The sequence below is a fragment of the Enterococcus sp. MSG3299 genome, assembly GCF_050555765.1.
GTDB lineage: Bacteria > Bacillota > Bacilli > Lactobacillales > Enterococcaceae > Enterococcus > Enterococcus faecalis.
The window spans coordinates 2320001-2335663 of sequence record NZ_CP187869.1; the positions used below are offsets into that span (position 1 = coordinate 2320001).

A 15663-nucleotide genomic window follows, 5' to 3' on the forward strand; every position below is an offset into this window, starting at 1 on the left:
GTAGCCCAGGTCATAAGGGGCATGATGATTTGACGTCATCCCCACCTTCCTCCGGTTTGTCACCGGCAGTCTCGCTAGAGTGCCCAACTAAATGATGGCAACTAACAATAAGGGTTGCGCTCGTTGCGGGACTTAACCCAACATCTCACGACACGAGCTGACGACAACCATGCACCACCTGTCACTTTGTCCCCGAAGGGAAAGCTCTATCTCTAGAGTGGTCAAAGGATGTCAAGACCTGGTAAGGTTCTTCGCGTTGCTTCGAATTAAACCACATGCTCCACCGCTTGTGCGGGCCCCCGTCAATTCCTTTGAGTTTCAACCTTGCGGTCGTACTCCCCAGGCGGAGTGCTTAATGCGTTTGCTGCAGCACTGAAGGGCGGAAACCCTCCAACACTTAGCACTCATCGTTTACGGCGTGGACTACCAGGGTATCTAATCCTGTTTGCTCCCCACGCTTTCGAGCCTCAGCGTCAGTTACAGACCAGAGAGCCGCCTTCGCCACTGGTGTTCCTCCATATATCTACGCATTTCACCGCTACACATGGAATTCCACTCTCCTCTTCTGCACTCAAGTCTCCCAGTTTCCAATGACCCTCCCCGGTTGAGCCGGGGGCTTTCACATCAGACTTAAGAAACCGCCTGCGCTCGCTTTACGCCCAATAAATCCGGACAACGCTTGCCACCTACGTATTACCGCGGCTGCTGGCACGTAGTTAGCCGTGGCTTTCTGGTTAGATACCGTCAGGGGACGTTCAGTTACTAACGTCCTTGTTCTTCTCTAACAACAGAGTTTTACGATCCGAAAACCTTCTTCACTCACGCGGCGTTGCTCGGTCAGACTTTCGTCCATTGCCGAAGATTCCCTACTGCTGCCTCCCGTAGGAGTCTGGGCCGTGTCTCAGTCCCAGTGTGGCCGATCACCCTCTCAGGTCGGCTATGCATCGTGGCCTTGGTGAGCCGTTACCTCACCAACTAGCTAATGCACCGCGGGTCCATCCATCAGCGACACCCGAAAGCGCCTTTCACTCTTATGCCATGCGGCATAAACTGTTATGCGGTATTAGCACCTGTTTCCAAGTGTTATCCCCCTCTGATGGGTAGGTTACCCACGTGTTACTCACCCGTCCGCCACTCCTCTTTCCAATTGAGTGCAAGCACTCGGGAGGAAAGAAGCGTTCGACTTGCATGTATTAGGCACGCCGCCAGCGTTCGTCCTGAGCCAGGATCAAACTCTCATAATAAAAGTTAGAACAATCTTACGATTGTTAAGCTCAATTTGTTTGCTAGCATATTGCTTGCTTGTTAAAAATGTTTGTTGTCTTGAATTGAATCAAGACGCCCTACACATTTGGTTCGTCTATTCTTTGTTCAGTTTTCAAAGGTCTACGTTACCTCGCAGCAACTTTTATATCATAACAAACTTTCGTTTGAATGTCAAGAACTTTTTTAAAAAAGTTTTTTTAAGTTGTTTTGCTTGGTTGTTGTTGTCTGTTGTGACAACTTCTATATCTTATCATCTCGTTTGTTATTTGTCAACAACTTTTTTGTTGTTTTTTCAAACTTTTTTCGAGAGATTTAAAATCAAGAATTGTTATTTAATTATTGATTTCTGAATCGCTCAGCTGTGTGACTCGCCTTGCGACATGTAATAATATATCAAGATTTTGATGTTTGGTCAACACTTTTTTTCAAAAAAATTAAAAGAAGTTTTCAATCTGTTTTCATTCTTTTCAATTATTTCGTTTTTAAACTTTTTAAATCCTAATTGTCTATCAAAACAGTTTAATTCCTTACTAAAAATCGAACAATTTGAATCATATATTTGAAATAGTTCGATTAACTTTTTTACGTCCAACATAAAAAAAGAAAGAATCTGTTCGATTATCGACAGATTCTTTCTTTTTTGTTTAAAACATTGGGACACCTTCAATATGATATTTTGACCAAATCGTTTTTAATTCTGCAGGTGCTACCCATGTATAGTCTTTATCCATTTCATTTTTAAGTGCTTGTTCATCCATCTCGAAGACAAACAGCGGAACATTTTCTTTATTGATATGCGCGTTAGTTAATTCTACTAAGCTAATTGAAGTAACGTCCAATTGAACCTCTTCTTTGAACCATTGTAGCATACTAGCTAAACCCGTCATCTCATCAGAAACTTTTGCCATCGCAAACTCAATCGCTTCACCTATTGGATGCATCAAAAATTTTTTACTACCATCGTTTAAGTTCAGTATGATTGTTCCAGCGACTTTTTTGTTAGACACGACATCCACCTCAATTAATTTTTAGATTCACTAACAAAAGAAATTGTAACACACTTTCTGAAAAAATACAGAATTATTTTTCAAGCAACTTATCCATTGCTTCATCAATCCATTCTGGAAGTTCTTTGTCTAAGGTTGCAAAGCCAATTTTTTTATTCTTATCCGTAAAATATTTTTTGCGTCGATGGTTCACTGAATGAACTTTGTCTTCAAGGGTTCGTAAAGATAAGCTAATCTTTTGAGAATATTCATCAACATCAATAACTTGAACGGTTACTTTTTGTCCAACGGTTAAGAGTCCATGGATATTTTTGGTAAAGCCAGCTTGTACTTCCGAAACATGAATCAGTCCTTGTGTTTCTTCGTCTAAAGAAACAAATGCGCCATATGGTTGAAGTCCGGTAATTGTGCCAGAAAGTACCATACCAATTTTGTACTTCATCAAATTTCCTCTTTTCATACGATAAATTTCTTTTTCCGTTTCTACTCATTTAAAATAATAGCATTTTTTCAACGTTTGTGCATTATTTCTTCCCTAGTTGTTAAAACTATTGTTTCATCTTTTAAGCAAAATCTACTATACTATAGGAAGTAAGACTTTATATAGAAGAAAAGGAGTTATCTTATGTTTAATTTTAATGAAACCATTGATCGTCGCCACACGAATTGTGTTAAATGGGACACCGTTGAAACGAGTTACCACGAAAAAGATTTACTACCTTTATGGGTTGCTGATATGGATTTCAAAGTGCATCAGCCTATTCTTGATGCTTTGTCACAAGTTATTGAACAGGGCATTCTAGGATATGCGGTTGCACCTAATGAACTGTATCAAGCAATTCAAGATTGGCAACGGCAACACCATCAATTGATTGTTGAAAAAGAAGAAATTTTGTTTAATAGTGGCGTGGTACCCAGTTTGGCCACAGCCGTTCAAGCGTATACAGCACCTGCTGATTCTGTCATGATTTGTGATCCAGTCTACCCCCCTTTTGCAGATGTGGTAAAACAAAATGAGCGTAGACTTGTGTGCCATTCTTTACTAGAAGTTAACGGACATTATGAAGTTGATTTGGTTAAAATGGAACAACAGATAATCGAAGAAAAGGTGAAACTGTTACTTTTTTGTAATCCCCATAATCCTGGTGGACGTGTTTGGACAAAAGAAGAATTGCTAGCAATTGGCCGTTTATGCCAAAAACACCAAGTAACTGTAGTTAGCGATGAAATTCATCAGGATTTGATTTTCAAACCGCATACCTTCACTTCCTTCACTGTTGCTGATGAAGCATTTAAGGAATTCACTGTTACCTTAACAGCGGCAACGAAAACCTTTAATTTAGCGGGTATTAAAAATTCAATGCTGTTCATTCCTAATGAAAAACTACGGCAATCTTTCGTATCTTTACAAGACAAAAATCATCAAGGCGGTATCAATACTTTTGGCTACGTTGGAACGGCAGCTGCCTATCAAACAGGGGAAGAATGGCTAACGGCGTTACTTGATTATTTAAAAGAAAATATTGATTTTGCCCTTTCCTTTTTCCGTGAAGAGCTGCCTAGCGTTCGTGTAATGGAGCCTGAAGGAACCTATCTTTTATGGTTAGACTTTAGTTCTTATTCGCTAACGGATCGGGAACTTCGCGATACCTTAATTCATAAGGGGAAAGTGGTTCTAAATCCAGGAATTAGTTTCGGTCCCCAAGGTTCTCAACACATGCGTTTAAACTTAGCTTGTTCAAAAGAAACTCTCGAAGAAGGCCTTTTACGTATCAAAAAAGCTTTTAATTAAAAACAGCTGTCCTAGTTTTTAGGACAGCTGTTTTTAATTCTTTCTTTTGCGTTTAGCTAAATAAACTCTGACGAACCAGATACCTGAAAATAGAAGTAAAATTTCTCCAATTATGATTGTATAAAATCCTGGTTCATGAACGATTCCTTGCTGATCTACATACGTAAAAAACGTTCCTATAAAGGGGAGTATCACTGCAAACAAAGCCAAGGCCATTGGATATCTGTATTTTTCTAACAAATTTGCTTCCTCTCCTTCTATTCTTTAACTCAGTATCCTATAAAGACTTCATTAAAAGAAGAGATTTGGATGCTTTTAAAAAAAAGTTAGTCGTTTTAAGAAAAAAATAAAGAGTACCAACGAATTTGTCCCTCGTTGGTACTCTCTTTTTCAATTGGTTAAACTTATTCACCAATGATTTCAACTGTGTCCATCACGACGTCAAATGTTGGACGGTCTTGGGCATCCCGTTGGACTCCACCAATTTCATCCACTACATCCATACCATCAACAACATGACCAAAAACAGTATGACGGAAGTCTAACCAAGGTGTTCCGCCTTGTTTGTAAGCTTCAATAATTTCTTCTGGAAAACCAGCTTCTTCTAACTGACTCATCATTTGAGCTGGAACATTTTGATTAGTAACAACAAAGAATTGGCTGCCATTTGTGTTAGGACCAGCATTTGCCATTGACAATGCGCCGCGCAAATTGAAAACATCCCGAGAAAATTCATCCTCAAATGCTTCTCCATAAATACTTTCGCCGCCCATTCCTGTTCCGGTTGGGTCACCGCCTTGAATCATAAAATCAGGAATCACACGATGGAAAATAACGCCATCATAGTAGCCCTTTTTCGCTAATTCAACAAAATTTTTAACCGTTTTAGGCGCTTGTTCTGGGAATAATTGAACAGTGATGTCGCCTCGGTTTGTTTTAATGACCGCTTTTGGGCCTTTAGCATTTTCTAAATCTAATTGTGGAAATTGTGACATGAGAATGTCCTCCTAGATAATTATTTTATAGTTCCATCATATCGAAAAATGCTGAAAATTGCTATGATCTTTTTCCAATGATTAAAGAATGCTTTGATTCGTTAGCCAAACTTGCTTTTTTCGAAAAGCCGTGCTATTTTGTGAAGTGTTCGCAAAACGATCAATAGTTGTCTCAACCCTAAATGAATTAGGAGGAATTTTCAAATGTCTGATGAAAAAGATATTTATGATTTAACGATTATCGGCGGCGGTCCTGTTGGATTATTTGCCGCTTTTTATGCGGGAATTCGTAAAGCGAAAACGAAAATCATTGATAGCCTGCCGCAATTAGGTGGTCAGCTAACAATGCTGTATCCCGAAAAATATATTTATGATATTCCTGGATTCCCTGCTATTAAAGCCGGTGAGTTAATTGCCAATTTGGAAAAACAGATGCAACCATTTCAGCACGATGTTTGCTTGGAAGAAGAGGTCACACACCTTGCACAGGAAGCAGATGGACTTTTGCGCTTAGAAACAACTAAAGGCACACATTATTCTAAAACGGTTATCTTTGCGATTGGTAACGGCGCTTTCCAACCTCGACGTTTAGCTATCGAAAATGTTGAAGCCTTTGAAGGTGAGTCAATCCATTATTATGTGACTGACATGAAAAAATTCGCTGGCAAAAAAGTTGCGATTGCTGGTGGCGGCGATTCCGCAATTGACTGGGCTTTAATGCTAGAAAACGTTGCAGAAGAAGTATCTATTATCCATCGTCGCCCACAATTTCGCGGCCACGAACATAGCGTGGAACAACTAGAAAAATCTAGCGTTTCTATCAGAACTCCTTATATCATTAGTGATATTTTAAAGGAAAATGAAACGTTCACAGGCATCCAATTAACGGAGACAAAAGGTGACCAAACATTGGATCTCCCTCTGGATGATTTAATTATCAATTATGGCTTCACTTCTTCTTTAACACACCTCAAAGAATGGGGATTAGACGTTTCTAGAAATGCTATTAATGTTCATTCCGATATGTCAACTAACATTCCTGGTGTATACGCTGTAGGGGATATCTGTTCCTATGAGGGAAAAGTGAAATTAATCGCTACAGGATTTGGTGAGGCACCTACTGCCGTAAATAATGCTTTACATTACTTACGGCCCGATGCTCGACGTCAACCAGTTCATAGTACAAGTTTATTTGAAAACGGCGTACCTAAATAAGGTTAGCACTGGACTTTAGCAGTTTTTAAGCCAAGGACAAAAATCCGATTTAGATTTTTGTCCTTGGCTTTCTGCTTTACTGAAAAGCCTTTCTTTTTCTCTTTTAAATTTATTTTTGATACAATAAAAAGTGCTAGGAGGAAGAAAGATGAACCAACCAATTATTTATTTAAATGAAGTATTCAACGAAGAACAACTGGAACAAGTGAAAGCTGTGGCGCCCAATTATCTAGTTAAAACATCTACCGATCATTTATCCTCTGCTGAAGAAGAGGCAATCGAAATTATGTTAGGCTGGCATAAAGAAATTGGTCCGCGTTTATTAGCCTCTGATACTAGTCACCTAAAATGGATTCAGCTCATTTCTGCTGGTGCTGATTATATGGATTTTGATAAATTAAGAGAAAAAGGCATTCTGTTGTCTAATGGTAGCGGAATCCATAGTGTTTCTATCTCAGAACATGTTTTAGGCGTTTTATTAGCACATACCCGCGGACTGCAAGAAAGTATCCAACAACAAATGCAACACACATGGAATCAAACAGCCCCTTCCTATCAACAACTTTCTGGGCAAAAAATGTTAATCGTAGGCACCGGGCAAATCGGACAACAATTAGCTAAATTTGCTAAAGGTTTAAATCTTCAAGTTTATGGCGTGAATACCTCTGGACATGTGACGGAAGGCTTCATTGAATGCTATTCACAGAAGAATATGAGTAAAATTATCCATGAAATGTCCATTGTTGTGAACATTCTTCCTTTGACTGAAACAACAAAACATTTATACAATCAGGCACTTTTTGAAAAAATGGCTCCTGAAACAATTTTCGTAAATGTTGGTCGCGGCGCCTCAGTAGCAACGAACGATTTGATAACTGCCTTAAACAATAAAACCATTGCTTTTGCTGCCTTAGATGTCTTTGAAGAAGAACCTCTTCCCGAAGATAGCCCTTTATGGGAGATGCAGAATGTTTTATTAACACCTCATATTTCTGGCATGACACCGAAGTTCAAATCAAAATTACTGGCGATTTTTATTCCAAACTTAAATCAATTTGTGACGGATCAGACCCTCGTCAAAAACCAAGTTTCCTTAAAAAAAGGCTATTAACTCAAAAAAGGCCTTCAACCATCTTTCAAGTAATTGCATGGTTGAAGGCTTTTTTTGCTATTTTTTACCAGATAACCTTGAAGTTATCATTTGTCGACGCTTGAATGATTGGATGTTTTTTCAAATATTCTGCAATCAGTTCCGTCATATCAATTTGAATTTCTCGAATAATTTTTTCAGGTTGGAACATTTGATAGTTTCCGCCACCGACTGCTCGGTATTGATTTGTCACGATTTCCAAAACATCTTCTGCTTGCACTGCTTTGCCATGATAATTAAGTTTCGTCACTCTTTCACCAAACGGTTGTCTTAAATCAAGCGTATACTCAATGCCTTCATACATATCATAATTATAGTATTGTGGTTTTGGATCGACATATTTCGGGTTAAAAATTGGTTGGCCTTTTTCTAACACAAAATAAGTAGCGCTTTGTTCTAACGCTTCACGGAGGTCTTGTCCAGTGACACGCAATACAGCCAAGGTATTTGGATAAATGTAGTTGGTAATGATATCGCGCATCGTAATTTGGTTATTAAACCCTTTGCCTTCATTGTTAAAAAGTGCAGTCCCTGAAATATCCGTTCCGCTTGAAGCCATTTGGACGTTATTAATAAATTCTATATATGGATGTTCTTTGAGGCGTACGGCATTCGGATTTTGAATCGTCATATCCCCTTCCACATTTCCCACTGGTTGATCAAGCCACTCTTCTACCTCGTCATGTAACGCTGTTGTCAAAGCTAAAATTTCTGCATCTGGTTGTTCGTTCCCAACAGGATGAATAGCTGCATCACTTCCGATAACGCGATAGCCTTTAGCCATAGGTTCAATTTCTAAAGTAATTTCTCCAACGAAAGCTCCTCGAAAACCTGGTTGAATCACAGGTATTCCATTCAGTTTTGTAGCAATTTCTCGATGTTGGTGACCAGTGACCAAGGCATCAATCCCAGGAACTTTTTCCAATAAATCGTAGCCTTCATTTTCTCCTGTTAGTAATTCCGTGGGTTCCCCTGTTTCTAAATCTTTTTCAAAACCGCCATGGTAAGCGACAACAACTAGATCCGCTTCTTTCCGCAGTTTTGGCACGTATTCTGCCGCTGTTTCAACGACACTTTTAAACGTTAAATCTTTGACTGTTGCCGGCTGTTCCCAATGAGGAATATATTGAGTCGTCACGCCAAGGATGGCTACTTTAACCCCTTGTTTTTCTATGATGACATACGGCTGACCGAAATAAGGTTGTCCATCTTTACCAAAAATATTGGCAGCTAAAACTGGCTGTTGATAACTGGCAATCGTTTCCTTTAAATAATCTAATCCGTAATTAAATTCGTGGTTACCTAAAATGCTAACATCATAATTCATTTGATTAATGATCTTAGTGATGGCTTCCACTGAATGTGTTTCTGCTTTTCTTACGTAGTAACTAAGCGGCGAACCTTGAATAAAATCCCCATTTTCAATTTGAAAAACTGGTCCTTCGGCAGACGCACGTAACTTTTTCAGCATGGTTGCTGCTTTTGCGGTTCCAAAAGGCAAATCCATCTTTTTTTCACTATAACTTGTTGGCATAATATACCCATGCATATCACTTGTTGCTAAAATTTTTATTTGCATTTTGTTTCTCTCCTTCTTCCGCCCAAAAGAACAGGAAGGTTAGAACACGAGCCATAACGACTCAGATCCCAACCTCCCACGTCTGTTTATTTATTGATTATTGGTTCCATGCTTGTTCAAATTGTGATGTTGCATCTTTCAATAATTTTTTCGTGTCTTTATTTGATGAAGCAAAAATACTTTCCATAATTGTCCGCATTTCATTATAGGCTGAGTCAGCATTTTCTTCTACTGGGATAGCGAATAAATCTTTTACTGCGTTTTCAAGTTGTGCAGGTACTTTGGTTGTCTTAGAGTTTTTGTACTCATCACTGTGTAAAACAGATTCTAAAATTGGCATATAACCTGTTTGTTGTGCCCAGTACAATTGTGAATCAGGAGTAGCTAAGAATTTCATGAATTCAAATGCCGCTGTCCGTTGTTCTGGCGTAGCACTATCGAACATATAAATATCTGTTCCTTGTTGTAAGTTGATTTTTTCAGGACGTGGTGCAACACCGTATTCATAGCCACCAGCTTCAGCATCTTTTTGAACAAAACCAGCACCAGCAATACTACCGACAAACATTGCTACCTTTTTGTTTGCAAATGGGCCAGATAAATATTTATCTGAACCAGCTGTGCGGAAGTAACCTGCTTCGATACCATCACGGTAATAGTCCACGACTTCTTGTGAATCTTTGCTTGTTAAATCTAAGTCTTTATTAAAATCAACGCCTTTGTTTTTCATTCCAATTGCGTAATAGTTATTTAACGAGTCAAAACCAGCACCAACGACTTCTTTGTTGGATTTTTCGTAAATTGTTTTAGAAGCTTCTTTTAATTCCTCTAATGTTTTCGGTACTTCAACACCATATTCTTTCAACAAATCAGCATTATAGAATAACATTTCTGTCGATTTATTAAATGGAATGCCGTATTGTTTGCCGTCGATTTTGGCGCCATCTAACAATACCTCACGAATTGGTTCTGCATCTTTCCAGCCGATTGTGTCATCATCCATATATGGTTTTAAGTCCACTAACATTTCATCTTGTGCAGCATTCCATAACCAGCCTGGGTACGCTTGCGTAATTGTTGGTAAATCTTTTGGTGAAGTTAAAGTCGAATTGATTTTGGCTTGTAAATCAGGGTAAGCAGATTGATTTTGTAATTCCACTTTAATTTTTGGATTTTCTTTCATGAAGTCTTTCGTTAATTTTGTTAACGCTTCTTCTTGAACCCCATTCATTGCATGCCAGAAAGTGATTGTCGTATCTTCCTTCACTTCTTTCACAATATCGTTTGATTCTTTGGCCCCATTACCGTTACCACAAGCCCCCAATGCGAAAATAGCTGCGGTTGCTAACACTGTTGTTGCTAGAGTTTTGAACTTCATTTTTTTCTCTCCCTTAAAAAAATTTATAAAACAATTTGCTCGCCACGTTCTGGCAATATTCTTTCACCATACGGGTTTTCCAGTTTTTCTGGTTTTAACGTATGGATTGGAACCAATACTTGAGGTTCAATCAATGCAATAATTTTATCCAGATCTTCTGGAATTGCATGTCCTGAACAAGCTAAGCGGACAAAAGTAATGTCTTTTTTAGCCAACAAATCTAAAAACACGCGATACTGTGGATCAAAGTCCCCTAACGGTTGTGCATCACTGTGAATGTATAAACTACCTTCTTGGAGGTTGTCAAACTGGTTCACAACTTGCCACAAATAGTCTGTTTTGTCCTTTAGTAACGTGTCATACGGGATTTCTAACGCTGGATTCAATTCTGGTATTTTACCAGATTCAGCATAATAATAACGAACTTCTATTCCAAATACTTCAAGTAACAACGCAGCCATATTTGCTTCTAAAACGACTGTACGTGGTGACTTTTCAATAATCTTAGCAAAACGTTCCACGTTTGCTGGATAACCATTAAAGGTAATTTGTCGATTCGGGTTTTCTAGTTCTAAACGAACCAAGTGCTGAACAAGATTTTCTTCACTGACAACCGCTATTTGGGCTGGATCTGGTTCACGTTCTGGGAAGCTAATGCTTACGCCTTCCATCATTAATAATTCAGTATGTTTGGCTTTTTCACAAAAAGCTAAAGTCTCTTCACGATTATGGCCATGTAAGCGCAAATCACCTGTGTATGTGATGAAATGGTCAGGCGTGCGAATCAGTAATGCCGAAGCACCGTACGCATCATGATCAACAGGTACGATTTCCACTGAAATTTCGCCAACTTTAATCACATCGTTTTTATTAAGACCAATCATTTCTCGGGTAAAATTCTTTTCTTCAAACGGTGATGGAATCAAAAAATCACCTTTGCGATTTAAACTATTTAGAATCATTTTCGTTTCTTTTAATGTGTACAACGGAACAGCTGGGTCTAAATAATTAATCATGCGCGAATGATCTAAATGGGCATGAGATAAGAAAACAGCGGTGTGTTGATACTCTTTGTCTTCTGCACCATGATATTCATAACCTAAACGTGGATCATATAAGTCTTTTAATTCTGGCACTAAACGATTATTAATTAAGGTTTCAATGTGATCATCAGGCAAATCTAATTCTGGTCGAAATTCTGTACCAAAATCAAAGAAGATGTGGGCATCTTTATACGCCACTTCAATCACGGTTCCTCCAATTGTTAAAATGCCACTGTGAAAAGTCACAGTTGTTTTAGCCTTTGATTCCATTTTTTGCAACTCCTCTGATAATTTCTTTTCTGAAAATCAAGTAAATAATTAAAATTGGAATAACGGTTAATGTTGCAGCAGCCATTTGTAAATGTACGTCACTACCGCTCTCTGTCGCAAAGGCCGATAGTCCATTATTCAATAGACGGTATTTTTTCTCGTTCGTCACCAACAATGGCCACAAGAAAGAATTCCAACTAGAAATGAATGTTAAAATCCCTACTGTTACCAACGCTGGTTTTGACATTGGTACTAAAATACGCCAAATATATTCTAAATCACTAGCGCCATCAATCTTGGCAGCTTTGTAAAAAGTATCAGGAATACCTTTTAAATAACCGTTTAAATAGTAAATATAAAAAATACTAGTTAAAAATGGAATAATTAAGGCGCTGTAAGTATTTAACAAACCTAATTGCGCAATCGTTTGATAATTGGTAAAAATAATAGATTCATACGGAACCATTAACAACGAAATCATCAAAGCAATGACCACATTTTTAAAACGGAACTTCAAACTCGTTAACGCGAATGAAGCTAAAACGGCGGTGACTACCGTAGCAATCGTTGTAACACCTGAAACAAAGACTGTGTTCAAGAAATACCGAAGAAAGGGTGCTTTTTGAAAGACCTCTGTGTAGTTTTGCCATTGTGGTTGTTTCGGAAACATGGTTGGCGGCATGCTGGTCGCTTCAGAGTAACTCATTAAACCAGCTAAAATCATATAGACAAATGGAAATAACGTAATAACGGCTAAAATGCCTAAGAAAACAAATGCGATAATCGTTAAAACTTTTTTCATTGGCTTATTGCCCCACTTTCTTTAAGAGTTTATTTTGTAAGAAAGTGACCACTAAAATAATCACAAATAAAATCACTGTGGCGGCCATCGCAATTCCGGGACGTCCTGCAATGTGGAATTTGTCATAAATATAGTACACTGCGGTTGTGGCACTATTGGCAATCCCCGCACGACCACCGAATAAAGCATAAACTTGTGTATAAACTTTAAAGGCGCCAATTAAATTGACCGTTAATAAAAAGGCAATGGTCGGGACTAGCTGCGGAAACGTAATACGTCGGAAAATTTCGCCGTCTGAGGCGTCAAACATTTTCGCTATTTTAAAGTGTTCTTCATCAATATTTCTCAACCCAGCCAACAAAATAATAATATTAAATGCTAAACTCGTCCAAACCCCAAAAATAATCAATGTTGGCATACTCATTTGAACATTATCTAGCCAGTTGACAGAAGGAATGCCGAAAAAGCCTAAGACGTAATTGACAATTCCATAATCGCCATTAAAGAAGTAACGGAAGACAATCCCAATGGCAATCGTACTCGTTACATAAGGCATAAAGAAAATCGTTTCAAAGAAACTCTTATGTTTAACTTTTTCAAAGATAATCCAAGCAATTGCTAGGGAAATTATCAAGGCAATCGGTACCACAGCAAATGCATAGAGCGCTGTATTTTTTAACGCTTTATAGAAGATTGGATCATTCAATACACGTTGATAATTTTCTAAACCAGCGTAGCGTTGGTTAATTAAGGAACCTTTTTGGAAGCTCATCCACAAAGAACGAAACAGTGGATAAACGCTAAACAGTAAAATGATTCCTAATGATGGCAGAAGGAAGAGCCATGCTTTTGGTTGATTTTCTGGATTGTATTTTTTCATTAGTAAACCCGGTCTCCCGCTTCGTTAAAGATAAATACTTTTTTATATGAAAAATCAAAAGATAAAGTGTCTCCTTCTTCAATCGCTTCTTCTACACTTACAATTGATTTCACTTGTTCATTTCCTAATGTAAATCGTAAAATACGTTCTCGACCAATCAATTCCACTAAATCTGTCGTTGTGGTAAAGAGACCTGTTTCAGCTGGTACCACATCTTCTGGACGAGAAGCAAACGTATATTTCCCATCAGTCATTGGCATTTTAAAGCGTGCTTGCTCAAAACGCTCAAGCGGAATTTCAAAACTTTCATGGTACATTTTGCCGTCTTTCACTTCAACAGACAATAAATTAATAATTGGGTTACCTATGAACTGAGCAACAAATAAGTTATTTGGTTCTAAGTAAAGGTTTTGAGGTTCATCATTTTGTTGAATAACCCCTTCGTTTAATAAAATAATTTTATCACTGATTGATAGCGCTTCCTCTTGGTCGTGCGTTACAAAGATTGTTGTAATGCCTACTTCTTTCACCAAGCGGCGGATTTCTTCACGAATTTTCAAACGCAAACGTGCATCCAAGTTACTTAAAGGCTCATCTAATAATAAAACATCTGGTTTTTGAACTAACGCCCGGGTAATCGCAACACGCTGTTGTTGACCACCAGAAAGTGTGCCTGGCTTTTTATGGCTTAACTCTTCAATATTCGTTAGTTTCATATATTCTTCGGCAATAGCTTGTGCCTCTGCCTTGGGAACTTTCTTACTTCCTACCGTCAAAGGAAACATTACGTTTTCTAGAACAGTCATATGTGGATATAAGGCATAGTTTTGAAAAACGAACCCGATGTTCCGATCTTTTGGTGCTGTTTTGACAACCGATTGCTGTCGAAACTGAATATCTCCATCACTTGGATGTAATAAACCTGCAATTAAGTTTAAAATTGTGGATTTCCCACACCCACTTGGTCCTAACAAACAAACCAAGTCCCCTTGCTCAATCGTAAAATTGACCGATTTTAACGCTTCAAACCCATTATCGAATACTTTTTTCAAGTCGATAACTTCTATCATGACCCAACCTCCAAAAAAACATTTAATAGCATACCTTTTGATTTTAACATTTATTTCTTGCAACCGCGAGAGCAAAGCTGTTTCATTAAGATAAAAATAGGTAAAGTTAATGTATTTTTTATGTAAAAAATGTTGTTTTTCTGAAAAGCCTATTTACACTTTTTTTAACGCATAACAAAAAAGCAGAGAATTTTTCTCTGCTTTTTTGGTTATTTTTTAGAATCTTTTTCTGATTCCTTTACAATATAAATTGGTCTTTTTTTCGTTTCTAAGAAAATTTTGCCGATATATTTGCCAATAATTCCTAAACATAATAGTTGCAAACCACCTACAAAAAGTACAATACAAACCATTGAAGGCCAGCCGCTTGTTGGATCACCATTAACTAATGTTCGAAAGATAATCACTAACATTGCTAGTGCAGAACCAATACACGAAAAGGCGCCAACGTATGAAGCAATATTCAATGGTGTTTCTGAAAAATTGACAATCCCGTCAATTGAATAACTTAATAGACTCCAGAAAGACCAAGAGGTTTCTCCAGCAATTCGTTCTCGATTTTTAAATTCAATATATTCTGTTTTAAAGCCGACCCAACTAAAAATCCCTTTTGAAAAACGATTATACTCAGATAACTCTAAAATCGCATCGACCATTTGTCGGGTCATGACACGAAAGTCCCGGGCACCATCCACCATTTCTGTCTCAGCAATTCGATTAATGAGTTTATAGAACATCCGAGCAAAAAAGCTACGAATGGGCGGTTCGCCGTCTCTTGTTATGCGTCGTGTGCCAACACAATCTAAATCTATACTGGTTTCAATCATCTCAATCATTTGAGGTAATAACTCAGGCGGGTCTTGTAAATCAACGTCCATGACTGTCACTAAGTCACCTGTTGCTTCTTTTAAACCAGCGTATAAGCCTGCTTCTTTCCCAAAATTTCGTGAAAAAGAAAGATAACGGACCTTCTCTGGATGTTCGCGATAAAGCTGTCTTAAAACAGCTAACGTCTTATCTTTTGAGCCATCATTCACAAATATATATTCTACTGAATGAGACAGTTGCTGGCTAATTTTTTCTACTTCTTCAAAAAACAGCGGAATCGCTGCTTCCTCATTATAACAAGGGACAACAATTGATAACATTTTATTTCCTCCACACTTCAGTTAATTATCATTATACCATATAATAGCCTTATTAAATAACGATATCC

At 38.0% G+C, this 15663-nt stretch carries 15 protein-coding genes and 1 rRNA gene (1 of these 16 running past the window's edge); 3 read left to right on the forward strand and 13 right to left on the reverse strand.

All coding sequences use genetic code 11. The features are described 5' to 3' along the window. The 4 genes from IGL23_RS11370 to IGL23_RS11385 form a co-directional block, all read right to left on the reverse strand. Positions 1 to 1244 (reverse strand): 16S ribosomal RNA (locus tag IGL23_RS11370); it reaches 317 nt to the left of the window's first position. Between the two features lie 434 nt (positions 1245 to 1678). After that, on the reverse strand, positions 1679 to 1927 hold the full coding sequence (locus IGL23_RS11375) for a hypothetical protein (RefSeq protein ID WP_002387756.1): 249 nt from the start codon (positions 1925 to 1927) through the stop codon (positions 1679 to 1681). After that, positions 1911 to 2282, reverse strand: a complete 372-nt coding sequence (locus IGL23_RS11380; RefSeq protein WP_002385270.1) for a hypothetical protein — start codon at positions 2280 to 2282, stop codon at positions 1911 to 1913. The genes IGL23_RS11375 and IGL23_RS11380 overlap by 17 nt, the downstream gene beginning before the upstream one ends. Before the next feature lie 64 nt (positions 2283 to 2346). Continuing rightward, positions 2347 to 2715 (reverse strand): CvfD/Ygs/GSP13 family RNA-binding post-transcriptional regulator, encoded by a 369-nt coding sequence (locus IGL23_RS11385; protein ID WP_002365178.1) that lies wholly within the window; start codon positions 2713 to 2715, stop codon positions 2347 to 2349. A gap of 183 nt (positions 2716 to 2898) precedes the next feature. Here IGL23_RS11385 and IGL23_RS11390 point away from each other — a divergent pair, with 183 nt between their 5' ends. Beyond that, complete coding sequence (locus IGL23_RS11390; protein WP_033595447.1) at positions 2899 to 4065, forward strand: MalY/PatB family protein; 1167 nt, start codon at positions 2899 to 2901, stop codon at positions 4063 to 4065. A 33-nt stretch (positions 4066 to 4098) separates the two neighbouring features. On the opposite strand, the gene IGL23_RS11395 is transcribed toward IGL23_RS11390, so the two are convergent. Continuing rightward, positions 4099 to 4305, reverse strand: coding sequence for a DUF3955 domain-containing protein (locus tag IGL23_RS11395; protein ID WP_002355151.1), 207 nt, complete (start codon positions 4303 to 4305; stop codon positions 4099 to 4101). A gap of 164 nt (positions 4306 to 4469) precedes the next feature. Then, positions 4470 to 5060, reverse strand: a complete 591-nt coding sequence (locus tag IGL23_RS11400; RefSeq protein ID WP_033595449.1) for a peptidylprolyl isomerase — start codon at positions 5058 to 5060, stop codon at positions 4470 to 4472. Positions 5061 to 5264: 204 nt separating this feature from the next. Between IGL23_RS11400 and IGL23_RS11405 the strand changes: the two genes are divergently transcribed. Continuing rightward, a complete protein-coding gene (locus tag IGL23_RS11405; protein WP_002355149.1) occupies positions 5265 to 6275 on the forward strand; it encodes an NAD(P)/FAD-dependent oxidoreductase in 1011 nt (336 codons plus the stop codon). Positions 6276 to 6423: 148 nt separating this feature from the next. Continuing rightward, entirely contained in the window at positions 6424 to 7386 is a 963-nt protein-coding gene (locus IGL23_RS11410) for a phosphoglycerate dehydrogenase (protein ID WP_002355148.1), read from the forward strand. 64 nt (positions 7387 to 7450) lie between these two features. Here the strand turns inward: IGL23_RS11410 and IGL23_RS11415 are convergent, their stop codons facing one another. The 7 genes from IGL23_RS11415 to IGL23_RS11445 all read right to left on the reverse strand — a co-directional run bounded on the left by IGL23_RS11415 (position 7451) and on the right by IGL23_RS11445 (position 15595). Continuing rightward, positions 7451 to 9004 (reverse strand): bifunctional metallophosphatase/5'-nucleotidase, encoded by a 1554-nt coding sequence (locus IGL23_RS11415; RefSeq protein ID WP_033595451.1) that lies wholly within the window; start codon positions 9002 to 9004, stop codon positions 7451 to 7453. A gap of 97 nt (positions 9005 to 9101) precedes the next feature. Beyond that, the gene (locus tag IGL23_RS11420; RefSeq protein WP_002359172.1) at positions 9102 to 10382 is read right to left on the reverse strand and encodes an extracellular solute-binding protein; all 1281 of its coding nucleotides are present in this window, start codon (positions 10380 to 10382) and stop codon (positions 9102 to 9104) included. A 23-nt stretch (positions 10383 to 10405) separates the two neighbouring features. Beyond that, on the reverse strand, positions 10406 to 11695 hold the full coding sequence (locus IGL23_RS11425; RefSeq protein ID WP_033595453.1) for an MBL fold metallo-hydrolase: 1290 nt from the start codon (positions 11693 to 11695) through the stop codon (positions 10406 to 10408). Further along, on the reverse strand, positions 11679 to 12497 hold the full coding sequence (locus IGL23_RS11430) for a carbohydrate ABC transporter permease (protein WP_002355144.1): 819 nt from the start codon (positions 12495 to 12497) through the stop codon (positions 11679 to 11681). The genes IGL23_RS11425 and IGL23_RS11430 overlap by 17 nt, the downstream gene beginning before the upstream one ends. 4 nt (positions 12498 to 12501) lie before the next feature. Beyond that, entirely contained in the window at positions 12502 to 13377 is an 876-nt protein-coding gene (locus tag IGL23_RS11435) for a carbohydrate ABC transporter permease (RefSeq protein WP_033595454.1), read from the reverse strand. Beyond that, a complete protein-coding gene (locus tag IGL23_RS11440; protein WP_002396511.1) occupies positions 13377 to 14510 on the reverse strand; it encodes an ABC transporter ATP-binding protein in 1134 nt (377 codons plus the stop codon). Before IGL23_RS11440 ends, IGL23_RS11435 begins: the two co-directional genes overlap by 1 nt. A gap of 146 nt (positions 14511 to 14656) precedes the next feature. Further along, the gene (locus IGL23_RS11445; protein ID WP_033595456.1) at positions 14657 to 15595 is read right to left on the reverse strand and encodes a glycosyltransferase family 2 protein; all 939 of its coding nucleotides are present in this window, start codon (positions 15593 to 15595) and stop codon (positions 14657 to 14659) included. Between the last annotated feature and the right edge of the window lie 68 nt (positions 15596 to 15663).